Origin of the sequence: Candidatus Accumulibacter similis (genome assembly GCA_013347225.1) — a bacterium.
In the GTDB taxonomy this organism is placed as follows: Bacteria; Pseudomonadota; Gammaproteobacteria; order Burkholderiales; family Rhodocyclaceae; genus Accumulibacter; species Accumulibacter similis.
In genome coordinates this window covers 910,118-928,685 of the sequence record CP054595.1, presented here as the reverse complement: position 1 = coordinate 928,685, position 18,568 = coordinate 910,118, and the positions used below count along the sequence as shown (strand labels likewise).

Genomic DNA, 18,568 nt, shown 5'->3' with positions numbered 1-18,568 from the left:
GCGCCACGATGCGGCTCTGGGTAAGCCTGCATCGGTCGCGGCATAGGGCTGCTTAAGGCAGGTTCCAGACAAATTGGCACAGAGCTTTGCGCAGCGGCAGGCAGAGCTCTGTTATCGGACCATCGTCGTGATGCTGATGAAGCCCCCGCGCTCCACGCGAGATTGGGCGGTCGGGGTGATCGGTACCGTCGTTACCGGGATCAGTTGTGATCTGCCGGGTTGGGCAATATTGCGCTGGATCGTAAACTTCATCGACGAACGCCGGGACGCCGGCGTCAATGAGGTCGCGAAGGACGTGAAGGGGTGCTGTGATGAAGATACGATGTCTCAGACATTTCAGCAAGAATGTCGTACGCATTTCCAAAGTGTTGTTCACCACACCGTCGCCCCATCGAAAGAGCCCTCAAGGGGCATGCAGATTGCGGCCGAAGTGTGGGCCATTTCCTTGGCGCGAAAACTGGTTCCAAGAAACGAAGCTTCAAGGGCGCGACCTGATGTCTGTGGTCTTGTTGGCAACCTCTGGGGTGCTTGTTTCGAATAGCGGAGTGGCAGGTGAGCATTCGTCACAAGCCGCCGACAACGCAAGAAGCCTCCAGCTCCTGGAACGACCTGCGCCAACAGAGGTAGTCACGATCGAGGGCGAATCTGGCAGCCGCGGCTACGTTATGGTGCGCTCGGCGGCTTCGGGGACACGCACGCTGCGACTGGCCGCGGGGCAAAGCATGAATCGGGATTTCAGAGTTTCCGGTGGGGGACGATTCGTTTTGACTATTCGCTACTCGAATGACAACTTTGGGCCCAGCGAGGTTCTCAAGGTCAAGCTTGACGGCAGGCCTATTGGCTCCTTTACGGCTACCGATACGGGTGACTATGGACACGGTTGGAATCAGTTCGCCACGAGTCCGCAACTCGGCCCGATTGATATCAATGATGGATCTCATACGCTAACGATCGACGTCGTGGGGGGCAGCAACGGTATCGAAATTGACTTTATACAGATGAAAAGGACGACCGGTTCCAGTCCGACGCATCAATCGAATTAGACGCGTTTTCTGGGCAGATACACGGGATTTTCTTGTTGGTGTCCAAGGAGGGAAGGATGACTCGTGTCGTAATCTGGTACATCGTGGTCTCGGGGCTTGCAGGATGCCTCTTGCTCGTTCTCATAGGATATATTCTCTCCTCGATCTTACCTCCTTGCCCCGACCATCTTCTTAACCGTAGGCGCGATGTCAGAAAAAGGACCGAGGAAGGCGCAGATGGAGATTCCGATATTTATAGTCTTGACTCCGCAGTTGCTGATGCCGAAATGTCGCGACCTGGGTCCACTCTCTGGCTCTATTTGCTCAATAATGCTGGACAGCTCAGACTCTCTTTTCGCACGGGCTGTGTCCTATTTTCGTTTGGCGTTACAGCCAAAGTAATGCAGATGTTCTTCGTTTTTCCGGCCGAAGAGCTGGGAATGCACGAGATGCTCAACTTGGATTGGCTATATTTGGTCGGTGGCGCAATCCTGCTGTTACAGCCCGTTCTTGCGTGGATTGTTTCCAGACCCTTTCGTATACGGTAGAGGGTGTTTTTGTCTTAATCTTTTCTAATTCTCCGCAACTTGCTGCGCACGTGTTTACAGTTGACCTTTGGTGTTAGGGACGCACTGATTTAATCGTCCCGGCGGACGATGCCTCTGGTATAATGTGCACGTTGCCGATGATGGAATTGTGCCAGTGAAGCAGATCAGCTTTTCGGAAGCCGAGTTTGCCGGGAAGAGGCGGCTGACCAGACGCGAGCGCTTTCTTGCCGACATGGAACAGGTGATCCCTTGGCAAGACGTGCTGGCGATCATGGAACCGTACTACCCGAAAGGGAAGCGCGGCCGGCCGCCAATCGGGCTGGAACGTATGCTGCGGGTGTACCTGGTCCAGCAATGGTACGGCCTGTCGGACGAGGGGGTAGAGGATGCGATAACCGACAGCCAAGCGTTGCGGGGATTCGTGCGGATCGATCTGTCGCGAGAGGCGGCGCCGGATGCGACGACGCTGCTGCAGTTTCGCCACTTGCTGGAAGAGAAGGACCTGTCGAAGGCCATCTTCGCGGCGATCAACGCGCAACTGACGGCCAAGGGGCTGATGATGCGTGAGGGAACGATTGCCGACGCGACGATCCTTGCCGCACCGCCGTCGGTGAAGAACGAAGCGAAGGCCCGCGATCCGGAGATGCACCAGACGAAGAAGGGCAACCAGTGGCACTTCGGGATGAAGGCGCACATCGGGGTCGATGCTGAGAGCGGTCTGGTGCATACGGTGGTGGGAACGGCGGCGAACGTCGCCGACGTGACGCAGACCGCCGAAGTGCTGCACGGCGAAGAGAAGACCGTGTATCTGGATGCCGGTTACACCGGCGTCGAGAAGCGCGAAGAGCTGAAAGACCGGGACATCGACTGGCAAGTGGCGACCAAGCGGAGCAAGCTGAAGGCGATCCCGAAGGAGAGCAAGCTTGGCCCACTGCTGCGTCGCCTGGAATCGGTCAAGGCGAGCATCCGCGCGAAGGTCGAGCACCCCTTCCACATCGTGAAGAATCTCTTCAGCCATCGCAAGGTCCGCTACAGGGGGCTGAAGAAGAACACCGCCCAGTTGCACATCCTCTTTGCGCTGGCCAATCTGGTTATCGCAAAGCGACAGCTTCTGGCTCTTCACAGCCAAGGTGCGTCCTGAGCACGGCGAAGGGCCCCGAAAAGGAGCAGCAAAGGCCAAGACGCGGCTTTGAACCCGGGAGAAATCGGCCGAAATGACGCGACGCCTGACCGCGCGCGCTCTGCTTCCCGGCCGAGAGCGGTTTTGGCGCGTGTTCAGGTCCATTGATCAGTGGTTCCCTAACTTGGGAGTTAATTAGCATGTTTACTGGTCGTAGCCGCGATTTTTTTGCACTTAGTGATTGTACCTTTGCTAGCGTCAGATATCGTATTGCGGGTCGTATCCCCGATGGCTGGATCATAAGAGATATTCCCTCCAGTTCGAAGCTAGGCGGCGTACTCACAATAGGTTGTTTTGGACCTCGCGATCTTTCTGACGATCCTCTTGTCATAATTCGGCGCTACATAGGGGCTACCGATTTAGACTCCATAGCAACACTGACGAAAAAAGGTAGGTCGGAAACTCGCCAAACCCGTGATCAGAGCGTAAATGGCGTCCCCATGAAAGAATTGTGTCTTTCCGACGGGCCGATGGATGGGTGGGTGTACCTATGCAAGCAGACCGACTCCGTATATACGGTTGAATTATGGTCAAGAGAAGTAGAAACATACGACAGTCTATTTTCAGGTTTTGTTCGATCCCTTATCTGGGTTCCAGAGTCCCTTTCCGAATATATTTCTAATCAAGGAGCGCGAGATAGAGGAATAGACCGAGATCAGCCGACAGGCAGCGAGGCGGATTGGGAAACAAGAATCTTAAATGGAGCAAGGGCCAATTCTGATTTCTATAACAAGCTCGCTGAAATCGAGGATTTTTCTCGAAAGGCTTTTGTCGAACCTGAATATGCGAGACGGCATTCCCAGCGATGTGATGAAGTTGCAATGCTGATTTGCAAGACAGGGGAGAGTGTGAACGAAATAGCCGCTTGGTTAAGTTATGCCGCGGCTCATATTTTGCGAAAGCTCGAAGATGGCGGTAGGCTTCCTGACACATCTGTCATCCAAAAAAGGGAGTGCTTCATCGCAACCGCGTGTTACGGCTCGGATGCGGCGAGAGAAGTTGTTTTTCTAAGACGCTTTCGGGACGAGCACCTCATTAAGAATGTAATTGGGCGGAAACTGGTTTCTGTATATTACCGGTTTTCGCCCAGACTGGCGCGATTAATCGAAAGGCATCCCAACTTAAGGAAGGCGGTACGGGTGCTTATCGGCCCTATTTCGAGCATGGCACGTAAGGCGGTAGAGAGGGGCCGCCACAGGGCCTCTCCACTCGGATAGCATGGAGTCAAGCCAAGTCAACTATATGATTTGTTAAGACTTATCTTGAACCGGTTCACCTTCCCACAGGTCGCATCGACTTCCGAACCATCAGTGCATGCTATGCAGGGCCTCGGCACTCGGCTGTCATAGTCTGACGAGGCCCATGATCTTCACCCGGAAGTCGTCATCCCAGGCGGCTGCCTTGCGCTTCAGACGCAAGCTGGTTTTCTTTTGCTCGGTCGTATCCAGCCGAATCAGATTGAGAACGATCTTCTTCAGGAGGGAAAGATTCTGTGGGGCATTGTCCTTACGTACGGTGCTGGCATCCTCGCCGAAGCTGACGTCGAGCACCCAGTGAAGCCGATTTTCCACGGCCCAATGGCCGCGCACGGCGACGGCAAGTTGTTCGGCGGTCAACTCGCGAGAGCTGATGTAATAGCGCCGCTCGAAGTTCGACTCTTCGTCGCCGACCTTGCGCAAGGAGTCGACCAGACCGATCGTTTTGCACTCGGGCCAATCGGCCAGGTCAACGGTTCCTTTTGCGGGCAGGACCGAGGCGATTTGGCCGACGACCCGACCACGGGACTTATGAACCTGGCGGTGGCGGTCGACGGCTTCCGATTGGCATTGATCAATGAAATCAGTCTGGATGGCTTCGAGCAGCGCCGGTTGATTGCCTTTGACCGCGAGCAGGTAGTCGCCGCCCTGGTCGGTGATCTGACGGGCGATGTTCCTCTGGCACCCCATGGCGCCAATGGTGACCAGCAAGCCCTTGATCTGCAGTGCCTGGAGCAGTTCCGGGATGGCGGTGATCTCATTACTCTTGGCGGCGACCTTTTCCTGGCCGAGAACGACGCCCAGTTCCGTGGCGAAGGCACTGACCATGTGAATGGCGCTCTCACCGCCGCTGCCCGACCCGCGCACGGTCTTGCCATCGACCGCGATGCCGCCAGCGAGGCCCCCGACCACCTCAGCAACCCAGCGGCGGAAAGCCACCTCGAATTGCTTCGGGTCCAGCGCCCGGAAGATCCTCAGGAACGTCTTCTCGGAAGCGACGCCGTTCTTGAGCGGCAGGAACTGACGCAGCCAATCCTCCTTCTTGTACGCCCAATAGGCGATGTCTTCGACGGTGTCACAATCGGAGAGTACCGCGGCCATGGCAATCACCAGAATCTCAACGAAGTCGTGCAGCGTCCCATTGCTGGGTTTGCGCGGGTCGTCTACTTTCCTCAAGCAGCACATCAGGCTGGCTCCATTCGTCGCACTCATTTCGGTCGCCCAAAAGACGAGAGTAGACCTGATTCGAGAGGGGTTTACAAGCTCTTGTCATAAGTCTATGAATGTTAGAGATTTTTCACTTGCCGAGTATGACGAAGGCAACTATGCTATTCGAGTGCCGAGGCCCTGAGGGGTCCCGGTAGGACTCGACGAGCTTGACGTACTGCCTCGGGCCGGACGTGGTGATCTTCACGAACATGTCGCTACTGTATCCCGATATCGTCATGATCACAATGGCTTCCTAGGCCAAACGTGTCACTACAGGAGATTTTTCGCCGCGCGCTAACCCGTTGCTTTTATTGTGCCCGCAACTCCATTTATGCATTTGGCACGCGAAAGGTGTCGAACTCGGGTTGCCCGTGACTTGACCGGCGGCACGCGACGCTTACAATCCCCATACTAAGCAATAAACATCTACAGTTCATATTGTACGAGCGCAATCCGGATGCCTAAAAAACCCACGCACGATCTCAGGCAGAGTTTGAAGGCGCTCCAACGCACCCTGAATCAGACGCCGCAGGCTGATTTTGTCGAGCGGCTTCTGTTTCGCCACCCGCTCCTTGACGCTCTTCCACACTTGCTCGTCCGGGTTGAGCTGCGGCGAGTAAGGCGGCAGGAAGTGCAGCTCCAGCATGCCGTCGGTAGATGCGACGTATTCGCTCACCAGCTTGGCTTTATGAATCGAATGACCATCGACAACCAGGAAAACGGGCTGCGTCGCACCAAGCATGAGTTGTTCAAGCAAGGTGCGGAATACCGCGGCGTTGACCAGACCCTCGTGCAGCATGAACTGGAGTTGCCCGCCCGTGCCAACCGCCGACAGCATTTGGACGGAGACGCGCTGGCCAGTGGCGCGTACCACCGGCGTCCGGCCGCGAGGCGCCCAAGTCGTGCCCGCGTGGTAGTCCGAGCGCATCCCGGCCTCGTCGGCGAACATGATCAATGCCCCACGAGCCTTCGCGCGTGCCTGCAGCGCCGGGTACTCTTCCGTGTGCCAGCGCTGCACCAGCGCCGCATCCTGTTGATAGGCGCGGTACAGCGGGCGTTGGGCAGTGAATCCGAGTTGCCGCATGACCTTGCCCAGCGTCGGCAGGCTCAGCGTCATCTGAAACTGCCGTTCGATCAGGCTGCCGATCAGGCGCAAGGTCCACAGCCCGAACTCGAACTTCAACTGATCGGGCGTGCGGTCGCGAACCGTATCGGCAATCCAACGCAACTGATCCGGAGTAACCTTCGGCGGCCGACCGGCTCCTTCTCGGGCGAGCAACGCATTCTGACCACCGTCGTAGAATGCTGCGATCCATTTGAAAACCGCGCGCACCGAAACATCGAAATGGTGCGCCACATGACTCGCCGGCATACCAGCCCGCATCATCTTGACGCCTTGCATGCGGACCCATTGCTGTTCCATGCGCTTGGAAGTGAAAACCGGCCTCTGCGGCATCAGTGGAGAGTTCATGCCCCTTATTATACCTTGGAAAACATGGAAGCAAACGCCAAATGCACGGAAATACTTTATCTGTTAGTAAGTACCGCCGTCGAGGCGCTTCAGTCCAACGAGGTTTATCTGCCGCGGATGCACCAGCGGCGAGGCCGGACGCTTTCGGCGCGGCCGATAAACGCTATTAGGCGAACAGCGCACCAAGGGGCTGTGGCATGATCCATCGATCAGCGGTTCCTTAGGCCATGGCACTGCGACGTACATCTACTATGAAACTGAAACTTGTCTTAAAGCTACTCTGCTGGCTTGTTTGTCATTACAGAAAGGCGTTTTCTACTATTTTTGTACTGCTTCTTCCGATCCCGGTTTTTTTGGTTACTTGCTCGGCAACAGCCCCCCTTTTTCGGACTTCCCCCGAGGGGACGCTTGCCCACTTGGTGCTACCTTGGCTTGCCGCCGTTGGCGTCGTGTTCGGGATTGCCTACTTAACAGATTTGGAAGTCGACTGCAGGAATATCTTCGTCGAACTGCCCGCTTACAAACTCGCGAACAAACATATACGCGAACTAGTTCTCCAGAATTTTCCGCTCATACTAGAAAGTTTTCGGGTCAAGATCGTTGTACGCACCACCGTCGTCGATGAGTCTATGGCATATGGAGACCACCCTAGCGGCTCAAGCGGCAAGAGGCGTGCCGAGCTCGTGATGCCATTGGACGTTTTTGCTAAACGAGAAAGCACGGGCGATTTTAAAGACACTTTCCATAGCTGGGATTGCGATTACGGGAGTGGTTCATGTTCTGTCTCGTATTCATTTAAAGATGCAACAGACTGGGATGCGCTAGACACATTTATAGAAGACTTGAAAACCTGTGATACTGCGCAGGCAAGGGAAGTCATCCAGGGCCTCCGCACTCGGTTGTCATAGCGGCGTGAGACCGAGAATCCTGAGCCGAACGTCGTCGTCCCAAGCGGCGCGTTTGCGCTTCAGGCGCAGGCTGATCTTCGGCATTATGGAGCAACCACCCCCGGCACCCGACCGCCTGCTCGACGAGAATCCTCTCGTTTTCACTGAACGGGAGCATTTCTCATGGCAGAGAGCCACGTCGTTGCGGCCCTGATCACCAAGCGCGCGGAACTGGCGGGGCTGATCGAGCATCACCGGAAGGAAATGGGACGTCTGGCGGACGATCTGGCCCACCTCGACGCGACCCTCAAGCTGTTTTCCCCGAAAATCGACCTGCGGACGATCCGGGCCAAGGCCCATCGGGTGCGAAACCGCTTCTTCCGGCCGGGTGAATGCCAGCGCATGGTTCTCGACATCTTCCACGAGGCTCAAGGTGGGGCGCTGAGCAGCCGCCAGATCGGCGAAGCGCTGACGGCCCGCCGGGGACTGGAAGCGACCACCGTCATGATCGAGCAGATGCGGAAGAACGCCATTGGCGTGGTGCGTCGCCTGGAGCGTACCGGAACCCTGGTCCTTGCCGGCCGTGACGGGCACGGTGCCACCTGGGCCGTCGCCTGACCGCTTCACACCGCCAGGCTTTCCCCCTGCCGGTGGTTGCCCTGCCAGTATCCGCACCAGTCCCGGCTCACCAAGGCCCGGGCGCACTTGCCGACGATATCGCGGAAGATGTCGGCGTTGCTCCAGCGCCGGGTGTCTTCGCGGTAGGCCATCTCGTTGGCGTAGTTGTCGAGATACTTCGGCGCCGCCTTGTGGATCTGGCCGATGTGGAAACGGCGGAAGCGCGAGACGTACGATTCTGCCAGGTTGTTGGTCGTACCATCGTCGGCTCGGAATTCCTGACTGTGGTTCACCCGGCGGACCGCGTATCGGGCATGCAGCAGGTCATAGGCGTCCGATTCGTCGGCACAGATCACGGAACCCTTGGCGATGTAGGCCGGCGCCAGTTTTCCGATGTCGGTCTGGTTTTCCTTCTTGACGATGAAGGTCAGCGTCTTCTTGGCGCCGACATGGCCGGCCGCCACTTCCGCCTCGCTGTGCGCCTGACGCATCACCAGGATGCAGCGCTTGTCCGGGTCTTGATTCTCCGCCAGGCGGCGGTCTACCCGGTCTTCCTTCTTGTTCTTCGGCCGGACCTGCCCGCCCACGTACGCCCCGTCCACATGAACCGCACCCGACAGGGCGCATTCGTCCCGGCCCACCAGCAGGCTCTCGCGAATCTTGTGCAGGAGAACGTAGGCCGTCTTGTGCGATACGCCCAGGTCGCGTCCGAGCTGCAGGGCAGAAATGCCCTTAGCGGCGTTGGTGAACAGGATCGCCGCCGCGAGGTACAGCCGCAGGGGCAGCTTGTGGAAGGCGAAGATCGTTCCGGACGTGACCGAGAAATCATCCTGGCAGCCCGCACAGCGCCAGATCTTGCGGGTCGGGCGGAAGTAGTGCCGGTGCGCCATGCCGCAGTGCGGGCAGACCACTTGCTCCCCTTCGCCCCAGCGCAACTGGCGGAACAGGGCCAGGGCTTCATCGTCACTCATGGCCAGCACCTGGACCACGGACAGGCTACGGGCTTCGGCTTTCAGCAGGAAATGTAAACTCATCGCACTGGCTCATGGGGGTGGGTCATGAGGATGAGTGTAGGGCTCGCCGGGCTCACAGAGTGCGCCCGACAAAAAAATCATCGTCGGCGCCGCGTCCGGCTGAGGCTTGGGGTGGTTGCTCCATAATGCCGGAAATACCGGCTCCGGCTATAGCCTCGTCAGCAAACAGGCTAATGAGAGTTGGAAGCTGATCACCAGGGGCACGGGCATCCTCACCGTCCTGACCACCAAGGGGGCTGGCGGCTGGCCAGACATTGAGATCGGCGGACCAGGCTTCTGCTTTCCGATTCAGCGCTGGAACGGCCACGAATATGTCTTGCAACGGCATCAATATGAGGGCAAGCCCTGTCGCCCCAAATAAGCAACTGGTGCAAAGTCCTATGGCCAGGATTTGTCGAACCTGCGGTGCGTCTAACCTCGCTACGCAGAGCCCGACAGCGACAAGAATGGTAACTACCTCTCCATGAGTAGAATGAGAGGACGAATTCACGTCCGACATCTGCGGTTCTTCCTGATGCTGGTCGTCAGCCTCTCGGCACATCCCGAAACCCTCTCCGGTACCGTCGTGGGCGTCGCCGACGGCGATACGATCACGGTGCTCGATGCCAACCGCGCGCAGCACAAGATCCCCCTGGGTGCCATCGATGCCCCCGAGAAAGCGCAACCCTTCGGGCAGCGATCGAAGGAATTTATGTCGGCGATGGTCTTCGGGAAAGATGTCGACGTGCAGTGGCAGAAACACGATCGCTACCAACGCATCGTTGGCAAGGTCATGGTCGCGGACCCGAACTGTCGGACGAGCTACTGCCCGAAGACGCTGGATGCTGGCCTGGCGCAGATCACGGTCGGCCTTGCATGGTGGTACCGGAAGTACGCTAAGGAGCAGTCGCCCGAGGATGCGGGGCGGTACGAGTTCGCCGAACAGGAAGCGCGGGCGAAGCGTGCCGGCCTGTGGGCCGATGGTCAGCCGATACCCCCTTGGGATTGGCGGAAGGAAGCACGCCGATGAAGCAGAAGCAGTGGCCGGCGGCGATTGACGAGGCCGTCGGCGTGGTGATCGCCACCCTGTCGGATAACGACAAGGCGACGATCGCCGCCATGGCCAAAGCGGAACTCATCGGTTTGCAGATGGGCCCCGGCGCCTGGATTCGGAACAACCTGGGGCTGTGGAAGGGCAACGACGCGCTGATGCGGGCCATTCGAGAGCATGACCAGTCGATGCACCCGGACGACGTTTCGATGGTGATCGTTGAGGCGGTGTGGATGCGGTTGCGGGAGTTGGTGCCGAAGGTGCATTGAAGGGGGGTATGGTGGCCATTCGAATACTCTCGCTCGTCGACCAACTAAATAGGGAAGATAGATTATCAACAGTTTCTATTTGCATTCACATGGCGAATGGCCTAGCGTGATGATTTCCCGATCGCGGCAAGGTATATGGGGGTCACTGCAGATTTCTCGGTCGAGAAGGAGAGTCTCGGTTGAGATTTTCATTAGGGAAAAGTTGCGGCACGCGTTTAGAACTGACCTGCGGTGTGCCTTGATTATTGCTCGGAGGCGATGGCGTGGTCGTTCGTTGGCGGTGCTGCCTGTGCGGTGCATTTTGACCGTCAAGGTCTTGGGCATGTTTATTGGATCAATTGTGGTCAGTTTAAGTTTGACAGAGCGGGGCACGGCTATTCATTGACCGACGCGCTCACTGACACGGGCTACTCGGGTTACCAGGTCGCAGGGAATGTCAGGCCCGTTCTACAGCATTTGGTGAGCGCAAAATTGCGACTGACCAAGTGCCAAGCAGACCAGAGTCGGGCGTTCAGACTGAAGCTCGATTGAGAGGGGCGAGAGTTCTACCCTTGGCCGCAGTTCCGTGTGACTTGTACCGATTGGCTTACGGTCAGAGCAAGTCGACTTAGCATGGAGGATTTCAGATGTCTAATGGACCCGTTTGGAATGAAGCTCTGTTACAGGCAGACGGTGTTTTTCCGACCGTTCTGGCGATCGGCGATTCATGGTTCTGGTACCCAAAGAACAATCTAGCTATTCCTCTGCATAAGATTCTCAACCGTCGAAGAACGCACGTGATGCTGGTGCGTGGCCACAACGGCGCTGAGGCAGTCGAGTACCAAACTGGACCAGTTCGTGCCCAGATCGAGTCGGACCTCGATGTGGCGGGTGGCTATGGAAGGACACTGAAAGCAGTATTTATATCCGGGGGTGGCAATGATTTCGCCGGAAAGGACGATCTACAAAGCCTGTTATTGCCGGACTGCTCGGCTAAGAGCTCGGCTGCGAGCTGTCTAAGCCCCGGACAACCCGACCGACTCTTCAAAACGGTCAGGGATGCGTTACAGAGCGTGTACGATCTGGTTCAAGAGAAGATCCCAGGTACGCCCGTATTCGTTCACGGCTACGACTACCCCTGTCCGAATGGCAAGGGGTTCATGGGACTTGGGCAGTGGCTTCAATACCCCATGGACCAATGCAAGGTGCCGCGCGAGCTTCACCAGCAAGTGGTCAATCAGCTCATCGACCGTTTCGGCGAGACGCTTCGCTCAGCGCAGGGAGCAGCCCCTCACCTGAACGTGGTGGACGAGGTAACGACCCTGACTCCCGCCGATTGGGCTAACGAGTTGCATCCGACGCCAGCAGGGTTCAATCGCCTTGCGAAGTGCTGGCGACCCGTCCTAGAAGCTGCGGGAATAGCCTGACCTACGGGCTCGGTGCCTCAGAGGACCGAGGTTGAGCGTCGGGTGAACGACGCTGAATACCCTGGAGAAGTCGGCAGAGGGCATAGTAGGGTAGGGGACGGCGAGGAGCCAAAGAGCCAACCGAAGGCCCGAACGGTGTTCCGAAACGAACGTGAAAGAGAGGAGTAATCGTTGTCCAATGAAGACTATGACTGCATCCGACCGGATGAGCATGGGTTTGGAGCGGACAGAGACGAGGCTTCGGTTAGCGGGTCGCGAACCTTGGGGCTGCTTCAGCACAGGGCCAGTCGACTTGCCGACTTAATATGCCGAACCGCCGGATACGTGACCCGTACGTCCGGTGGTGTGGGAGGGAGGGGCGGCGAGGCCTCGTCCTATCCCGATTGGCTGCCATATGACGACGGCCTCCACTTTGCTCAATAGGGTGCGCAGTTGCACCCTATGCGCTGAGCATCTGCTACTCGGCGCGCGTCCGATCCTTCAGTTGCACCCGCAAGCACGCATCTTGGTTGCGGGCCAAGCACCAAGAAGAAAAGTCCACGATTCCGGGGTTCTGTTCGCCGACGCAAGCGGCGATCGTCTACGCGAGTGGCTGGGCCTATCTGCTGATATGTTCTACGACCCAAAATACGTGGCAATCCTTCCTATAAGGTTCTGCTAACTCCTGTCGCAACTCCGGGAACTAACTCGCTTCGGCTTCATCCCCGCAGCGGCCTGATTCACGACAACCGATCTCCATGACCGCTCGCGGTCAGGTACTCGCGCGCTTGTAGAGGTTCTTTCACATTAAAGTTAACCCTGGTTATCGGTCAATATGCGCTGGCCTGTAGCAATAGTATCTATCCTTTGTAGGAGCCTGTTCGATGCCCACCAAGATGCGCGTTTTCGTCATCTCAGACCTCCACATTGGCGGCGAGTTCTCGGATGATCCTGCCCAACGAGGATTTCGCATCATGTCGAGGCCAGAACGACTCGCAGGATTCATTGAGGAACTCGCCGACAGAGCGCACGAATGCCCGATTGAGCTTGTGATCAACGGGGACTTTATAGACTTTCTTGCCGAGTGCCACGAGGGAAAGCAGCCGTGGGTGCCGTTCGTGGAAGACGCCAATGAAGCCACTGCGACCTTTCGAAGAGTTGCATATCGAGATCGTGACAGTGCCGTCTTCGATGCTCTCGGAAACTTCCTCGCCAAGGGCCATGCGCTCGTAGTCCTCTTGGGAAATCACGATGTCGAGCTCGCTCTGCCAGGGGTCAGAGTCGCCTTCGAGGAGCGACTCGCTCAGCAAACCTCGTCGCGGATCCGCTTCATTTATGATGGAGAGGCCTACCGGGTTGGCGATGCTCTGATCGAACACGGAAACCGTTACGACCCTTTCAATGTCGTTGACCACGATCGGCTCCGGCGCTTGCGATCTTTACAATCGCGAGGTCAGTGTTCTGCCAACAGTGAGCTGCAGTTTGTTGCTCCTGCTGGAAGTCGACTGGTAGCAAAGGTGATCAACCCGATCAAATCTCTGTACAGCTTCATTGACCTGCTAAAGCCCGAATCCGAACCATTGATAGCTCTGCTGCTCGCACTCGAACCCTCCACGAGGCTTCAGATCCGCGAACTATTCAAAATACTTCCTTCCGCGTTCTTCCACGGGCAGCGAGTTTCCGGGTTCCCGCGCCGAGCTGGCGACATCGCATCGATCATGACGGCGGATCCCGTGCGTCGTTATGCCGACGGCAGATTGGACTCAGAAGACCTCTCGCTGCACGAGGTCATGGTACGAACGGTTGGTCATGACGCGGCCCGCGAACTGCTCGACAGCGGTCCACGACCGGGTGACATCGGCAGTCGGTCGGACGCTGCATTCGGCCTCGCTAGGCTCATGGTTATGGATGATCGTTCATCCGTGGAAGCACGCCTTCGTCTTGTCCGGAAGACTCTGGGCGTTCTTGATTGGCGTGAGCGGTTCGCATCCGGCGTGGAGGCCGACCGCTACACATCTGCGGCTCGAGTGCTCGCCAGAAACTATCGGTATGTGATCTTCGGACACACGCACGATGCGAAGCGCGTGTCGCTGGGGAATGGCGCCGAGTATCTGAACAGCGGCACATGGTCAGACAAGATGTACTTTCCTGCTGAACTGAGCAGCGATCACGAAGAAATTGCATTGGCTGCCCTTCGCTACTTCCTCGAAGACCTTCGCGCCAATCGTCTTCAGTCGTATATCCGGTTCGAGCCGACATATGTCCGGTTAGACATAAGCGACGACGATCGTGTCGTCCGCGCAGACGTCGTGAAACATGAACAATAGGTGGATCGATGCAATAGCAAGGGTCACTGTGACGGGCGACGCGACGACGTTCGCTGGAACTGCTTTCCATGTTTCGGGAGGCTATGCACTAACAGCGTTCCATGTCATAGGCGATCGAACCACCGGGAGACTCAACGGGGACTCGATCGTTCTCACATTTCCGTCGCACATGACCAAAGCAAGCGTCCTTAGCTTCAATCAAAACGCAGACTGGGCTCTATTGCATTGCAAAACTGCGCCACCTAAGAAAGGACTGCCACTCGCTGAACACTGCGATAGAGGTACAGGCTGGCGGGCCTATGGGTTCCCGGACGTTCATAGCGCAGGGATGGTCATCGATGGACACGTGGTAGAAGCACAAGGCAGCTATGAAGGTGTCTTGGCGATTCAACTTCATTGCAATCAGGCCGCTGGCGCGGCGATCAGCGGCCTCTCTGGCTCTCCGTGTGTTGTTGAGGGATCGGTCGTTGGACTTCTTCGTTCAGCGATTATGATGGATGGAAAGAACGTAACAGGCACGATATGGGCTTGTCCAGTCGCTGAGATTGCTAGGGCGTGCGAGCGGTGGTTGCCTAACCCGGATCCCTACTATGGCCTCCCTGGAATACGCCCTCGGCCCCTCCCGAAATCGCCCTTTCGCTATCTGGAGCGGTACACTAGCGAGCACGCTGAGATCTTCTTCGGTCGTGGAGACGACATCCGCCGGCTTTACGAACTTCTCACCGACCCCGCAATGCCACCGGTTGTTCTCCTGTACGGTGAGTCGGGAGTGGGAAAGAGTTCGCTTCTGGAAGCAGGTTTGATTCCCCGCCTCGAGTTGGACTTCAACATCTCGGTACGCCGCCGAACCCCAGAGCATTCACTTACCTCCGACCTTCGCGAGCACCTCGCCGCTATCAGCGGCAGGGAGAGCATCCTTATGCTCGACCAAGTAGAAGAGACGTTCCTTTCAGACGCCCGTGCAGGTCATCAAGAAGTATTGGAACTCTTAACCGCAGTAGGCGATGAACTTGGCAGAAGTGGAAGCTCGACGTTAGTCAAGTTGGTCCTGGGATTCCGTAAGGAATGGCTCGCAGAGATCGAACAATGCGCGACGGATGTCGGCACAATATTCAGCAAGATGCATGTCCAGCCACTCGGCAGGCAGAACGTCATTGAGGCCGTGCGAGGCTTAACCTTGTCGGGACGTTTGCGGAACTTCTACGAGCTATCTGTTGAGGACGGGGTACCCGAAGCCATTGCGGACTATGTTTGCTCTGATCCGAAATCGGCTGTCGCACCGACGCTAGCAATCCTCCTAACGGAACTCTGGAATGCAGGTAGCGACACAAAGCGAGATTTCTCACTTGAGACGTTGCAAACGTTGATTAGGAACGGACAACACCTCCAAGATTTCCTCTCGCGCCAGATGGCGTCCGTTGCAAAGGCTCACGAGGATGCTGCCGACTCCGGCTTGTTGTTAGATGTTCTAATCTATCACACGACGGACGTCGGAACCGCTGCGGATCGCGGTCGCACCGAGACGGAAGCTCGTTATCCGAATCGAGAGATCAGCATCCTCCTCACGTCGCTAAGAAGCCACTTTTTGCTCTCAGACGGGGGGCCGGGTACTACCCGCCTAGCCCATGACACACTGGCCCGATTCGTCCGCGCCCAATACGACAAGTCTGCAAAGCCCGGCCAGCGGGCGCGACGCATCCTCGATAGTCGGGCTGATGCGAACCGCGCGCTTGCCGCTGATGATCTCAAGATCGTCGAACGGGGGCTTGAAGGAATGCGAACGCTCAACGATGACGAACGCCAGCTCCTCCTCCGGAGTCGCAAAAAGCGCAGCATCTTGCGGCTCATTGTTTGCGTCGTGGTGCTTTGCCTTGTCGGTCTATCTGTGATGATCGTGGATCAGCATGCGATGATCGTGGCTCAGAACGCCGACCTCGAGAAGAAGAACGAGTCCATCACGGCGCAACTGTTAATTGCGGAAGCGGACAACGGACGATCCATCGACCCGCAGCGATCGCTGCTGCTCGCGGTCGAAGCAATCAAACGGGGCGCTGGGGCACCCGGAGAGGAGGTTCTGCGACGCATCCTTGAACAGAGGATGGGCAACGCGATGGTCCCCTATCCAAGACCCGAGACACTTCCATGGCAGTTGGCTTCTATCGTCCTAGGCGGCACTTATTGGCCATTCGCCGTGGTCAACAACGATGGGAGCACATCGATCTACGACTTGTATTCGCAGCACAAAACACCGCGCGATCTTGCACTCACCGAAAAACCATCGGCCATCCTGATCAGTCCCAACCGGCAAACACTCGCAATCGGTGACCAGCGGCAAGGAGTGACCTTCGTCGATCTCGGTGCCATGAACGGCCAATTGAAGGTAGAAAGGGATGAAACGGGAAACCTGCTACCAGGTGCTATCAACCACCTTTCCTTCGATCGCAATGCAAGGTGGCTCGGAGCCACGAGCGGCAGCATGTTGGGGACTGTTGTCATATGGCACAGAACGAACTCAGTATGGGAAAAGTTTTGCGACCCTGCTCTTGCGTCCTCTCAGGAAACGGTTGTCAACATCTCCGGTAATGGCGATTGGGCGGCCGTATCCTCGTCCGACTCTCCCAAGTTCTTGCTCCTGGGTCTGACCGGCAATCGCTGCAGCCTGAACGTCTCTCCTCGTGAACCCGCCGTGACTGCGTTGGCTACGGACAGTGAGGGTAAGACAGTCTTCACCGGTGGAGCGAGTGGATCGATCCGCGAATGGAAGATCAAAGACGCGACAACTATGGAGCGTGGTCGCCTTCTTGTTGGCGCTACGGGCGAAGTCGATTTACTGATAGTCAGTCCTGACTCTCGCTGGCTCATGGCGAGCGCGAGTCCAAACCTCTCAGAAAAGGGCGGGGGAGCATGGCTGTGGGATCTGACGAGCCGCTCAGGGCCAAGTGCCCAACCAATCGCCATCGGGGTCGATCGATTTGTAGGCGCAGCCTTCAGTGGCAGTTCCCGTTGGCTCGCGACGCAGGGGGATGGCGACCGCCGAGTCCAACTCTGGGATCTCAAGAGCTCCCCGAAGGAACCGTCAATCACTTTCGCGGGGCATGACGATGTCGTGATCGCGTTCGCCTTTACCCCTGACGATAGCGCTCTCGTCGCCGCAGCCCGAGATGGAAGCATCAGACGGCTAAATCTTGAAGAAGGACCGGGGGAGACCTGGAGCAAGCCCCTCGATCCGCCGACTAGGCCCGATGGTTTGGCCCTTAGCTGCGATGGACGCCGCTGGGCTGTCGCCGGCCCAGGCAAGCTCGTAAGAGTTTGGGAACTTAAGCCAGGAAGTGACGCCGTACAACCGCAAGAGATCAAGACCAGGAACGCCGTCGATCGGGTCGCACTCGGTTGTGGTGGCTTGGCTATGGCGGCCTGGTCGTCAAATTCCATGTCCATCGAGTTTTGGGATGAAGGCTTGCATCATGTGCAAGAGATTGCAGCGAAGGGTACAATCAGTTCCATTGCGATTGGTTCTGGGCGGTTGGCCATCTCGACAGATCAATCCTTAGAGTTGATCGAGAACACAACTCAAAGTCAGCGAAGCGTACTTGCGGACGGAGCAAGCCTGTCTGTGATGGCATTCGATCGCGGAGGTGCATGGTTGGTCGGCGCACGCGAAGGTTACAGACCTTCAATAGGCATTGATTACAGCTCAGAAGAGGGCGCCAAACCGCCAGCAAGGGATCCGCCAGTGGTGAGGCTGTGGCAAGTCGCTACCGGGAAAGGGCCTTTTAGCTACTCGGTTGAAAAGCGTGTTCGCTCAGTGGCACTATGGGGTGGAAACATTATCTTCGGTGCAGGTGGCGACAGATTTGGCGGCAACCTCTTCGAACTCGACGCCACGTTGGGTGAAGCTCCGTTGAACCCTGTTTCCCACAAGACCTTGCGATACAAGGAGGAAGCGACTGCCGTCGCCGTAAGCCAGGATGGATCGCTCCATGCAGCCGCTATCGCTGATGGACGCACTTACATCCGTGTGGGGCACGGCAAGTTCGTGGCTCTGCCAAGCGCTCCTGATAGAATTGCGCGACTGGCGTTTACGGACGATGGGAGGTGGCTTGTCGCCGTCACCGAAGATGGTCGATTGAGATTTTGGGTTGTGCGGACTGAGGACCTGCTCGAGCAAGCGAAAGCAAGGGTTGGGCGGAATCTGAGCTGCCAAGAATGGGAGAGGACACTCGGTGAACGTGACTACGAGATGACGTTTTCAGATCTGCCGTCTGGCTGCTCAGGGAGCAAACCGTAATGAATTTCTCTAGGAACACGCTGATTTAATCGTCACATATCTGT

General features: G+C 57.1%; 14 protein-coding genes. 11 read left to right on the top strand and 3 right to left on the bottom strand.

Features of this window, described 5'->3' with window-relative positions; genetic code table 11:
* The first annotated feature begins 73 nt into the window (after window positions 1-73).
* The 4 genes from HT579_04155 to HT579_04140 all read left to right on the top strand — a co-directional run bounded on the left by HT579_04155 (window position 74) and on the right by HT579_04140 (window position 3,967).
* Window positions 74-541, top strand: coding sequence for a hypothetical protein (locus HT579_04155; protein ID QKS28198.1), 468 nt, complete (start codon window positions 74-76; stop codon window positions 539-541).
* Window positions 495-1,043, top strand: a complete 549-nt coding sequence (locus HT579_04150) for a hypothetical protein (protein ID QKS28197.1) — start codon at window positions 495-497, stop codon at window positions 1,041-1,043. The genes HT579_04155 and HT579_04150 overlap by 47 nt, the downstream gene beginning before the upstream one ends.
* Window positions 1,044-1,724: 681 nt before the next feature.
* Window positions 1,725-2,711 (top strand): IS5 family transposase, encoded by a 987-nt coding sequence (locus HT579_04145; protein ID QKS28196.1) that lies wholly within the window; start codon window positions 1,725-1,727, stop codon window positions 2,709-2,711.
* Window positions 2,712-2,890: 179 nt separating this feature from the next.
* A complete protein-coding gene (locus tag HT579_04140) occupies window positions 2,891-3,967 on the top strand; it encodes a hypothetical protein (protein ID QKS28195.1) in 1,077 nt (358 codons plus the stop codon).
* A 126-nt stretch (window positions 3,968-4,093) separates the two neighbouring features.
* Here the strand turns inward: HT579_04140 and HT579_04135 are convergent, their stop codons facing one another.
* Both HT579_04135 and HT579_04130 read right to left on the bottom strand, forming a co-directional pair.
* Window positions 4,094-5,191, bottom strand: a complete 1,098-nt coding sequence (locus HT579_04135; protein QKS31494.1) for an ISAs1 family transposase — start codon at window positions 5,189-5,191, stop codon at window positions 4,094-4,096.
* 457 nt (window positions 5,192-5,648) lie between these two features.
* Window positions 5,649-6,671, bottom strand: coding sequence for an IS630 family transposase (locus HT579_04130; protein QKS31493.1), 1,023 nt, complete (start codon window positions 6,669-6,671; stop codon window positions 5,649-5,651).
* Between the two features lie 266 nt (window positions 6,672-6,937).
* Between HT579_04130 and HT579_04125 the strand changes: the two genes are divergently transcribed.
* Together HT579_04125 and HT579_04120 are read left to right on the top strand one after the other, a co-directional pair.
* On the top strand, window positions 6,938-7,594 hold the full coding sequence (locus HT579_04125) for a hypothetical protein (GenBank protein QKS28194.1): 657 nt from the start codon (window positions 6,938-6,940) through the stop codon (window positions 7,592-7,594).
* Window positions 7,595-7,756: 162 nt separating this feature from the next.
* Window positions 7,757-8,191, top strand: coding sequence for a hypothetical protein (locus HT579_04120; protein QKS28193.1), 435 nt, complete (start codon window positions 7,757-7,759; stop codon window positions 8,189-8,191).
* A gap of 5 nt (window positions 8,192-8,196) precedes the next feature.
* Here HT579_04120 and HT579_04115 read toward each other — a convergent pair whose 3' ends face one another.
* A complete protein-coding gene (locus tag HT579_04115; protein QKS28192.1) occupies window positions 8,197-9,225 on the bottom strand; it encodes an IS1595 family transposase in 1,029 nt (342 codons plus the stop codon).
* A 472-nt stretch (window positions 9,226-9,697) separates the two neighbouring features.
* On the opposite strand from HT579_04115, the gene HT579_04110 reads away from it, so the two are divergent.
* From HT579_04110 to HT579_04090, 5 genes are all read left to right on the top strand, one after another.
* Window positions 9,698-10,234, top strand: a complete 537-nt coding sequence (locus HT579_04110) for a thermonuclease family protein (protein QKS31492.1) — start codon at window positions 9,698-9,700, stop codon at window positions 10,232-10,234.
* The gene (locus HT579_04105; GenBank protein QKS28191.1) at window positions 10,231-10,524 is read left to right on the top strand and encodes a hypothetical protein; all 294 of its coding nucleotides are present in this window, start codon (window positions 10,231-10,233) and stop codon (window positions 10,522-10,524) included. The genes HT579_04110 and HT579_04105 overlap by 4 nt, the downstream gene beginning before the upstream one ends.
* 626 nt (window positions 10,525-11,150) lie before the next feature.
* Entirely contained in the window at window positions 11,151-11,930 is a 780-nt protein-coding gene (locus HT579_04100) for an SGNH/GDSL hydrolase family protein (protein QKS28190.1), read from the top strand.
* 863 nt (window positions 11,931-12,793) lie between these two features.
* A complete protein-coding gene (locus tag HT579_04095) occupies window positions 12,794-14,236 on the top strand; it encodes a metallophosphoesterase (protein ID QKS28189.1) in 1,443 nt (480 codons plus the stop codon).
* On the top strand, window positions 14,226-18,524 hold the full coding sequence (locus tag HT579_04090; GenBank protein ID QKS28188.1) for a trypsin-like peptidase domain-containing protein: 4,299 nt from the start codon (window positions 14,226-14,228) through the stop codon (window positions 18,522-18,524). Before HT579_04095 ends, HT579_04090 begins: the two co-directional genes overlap by 11 nt.
* Window positions 18,525-18,568 lie beyond the last annotated feature (44 nt).

What these genes read in the sequence shown, in the direction of transcription:
- HT579_04150 (QKS28197.1), top strand. Translation starts at nt 495, where the DNA reads ATGTCTGTGGTCTTGTTGGCAACCTCTGGGGTGCTTGTTTCGAATAGC.
- HT579_04140 (QKS28195.1), top strand. Translation starts at nt 2,891, where the DNA reads ATGTTTACTGGTCGTAGCCGCGATTTTTTTGCACTTAGTGATTGTACC.
- HT579_04135 (QKS31494.1), bottom strand. Translation starts at nt 5,191, where the DNA reads ATGTGCTGCTTGAGGAAAGTAGACGACCCGCGCAAACCCAGCAATGGG.
- HT579_04130 (QKS31493.1), bottom strand. Translation starts at nt 6,671, where the DNA reads ATGCCGCAGAGGCCGGTTTTCACTTCCAAGCGCATGGAACAGCAATGG.
- HT579_04125 (QKS28194.1), top strand. Translation starts at nt 6,938, where the DNA reads ATGAAACTGAAACTTGTCTTAAAGCTACTCTGCTGGCTTGTTTGTCAT.
- HT579_04120 (QKS28193.1), top strand. Translation starts at nt 7,757, where the DNA reads ATGGCAGAGAGCCACGTCGTTGCGGCCCTGATCACCAAGCGCGCGGAA.
- HT579_04115 (QKS28192.1), bottom strand. Translation starts at nt 9,225, where the DNA reads ATGAGTTTACATTTCCTGCTGAAAGCCGAAGCCCGTAGCCTGTCCGTG.
- HT579_04110 (QKS31492.1), top strand. Translation starts at nt 9,698, where the DNA reads ATGAGAGGACGAATTCACGTCCGACATCTGCGGTTCTTCCTGATGCTG.
- HT579_04105 (QKS28191.1), top strand. Translation starts at nt 10,231, where the DNA reads ATGAAGCAGAAGCAGTGGCCGGCGGCGATTGACGAGGCCGTCGGCGTG.
- HT579_04100 (QKS28190.1), top strand. Translation starts at nt 11,151, where the DNA reads ATGTCTAATGGACCCGTTTGGAATGAAGCTCTGTTACAGGCAGACGGT.
- HT579_04095 (QKS28189.1), top strand. Translation starts at nt 12,794, where the DNA reads ATGCCCACCAAGATGCGCGTTTTCGTCATCTCAGACCTCCACATTGGC.
- HT579_04090 (QKS28188.1), top strand. Translation starts at nt 14,226, where the DNA reads ATGAACAATAGGTGGATCGATGCAATAGCAAGGGTCACTGTGACGGGC.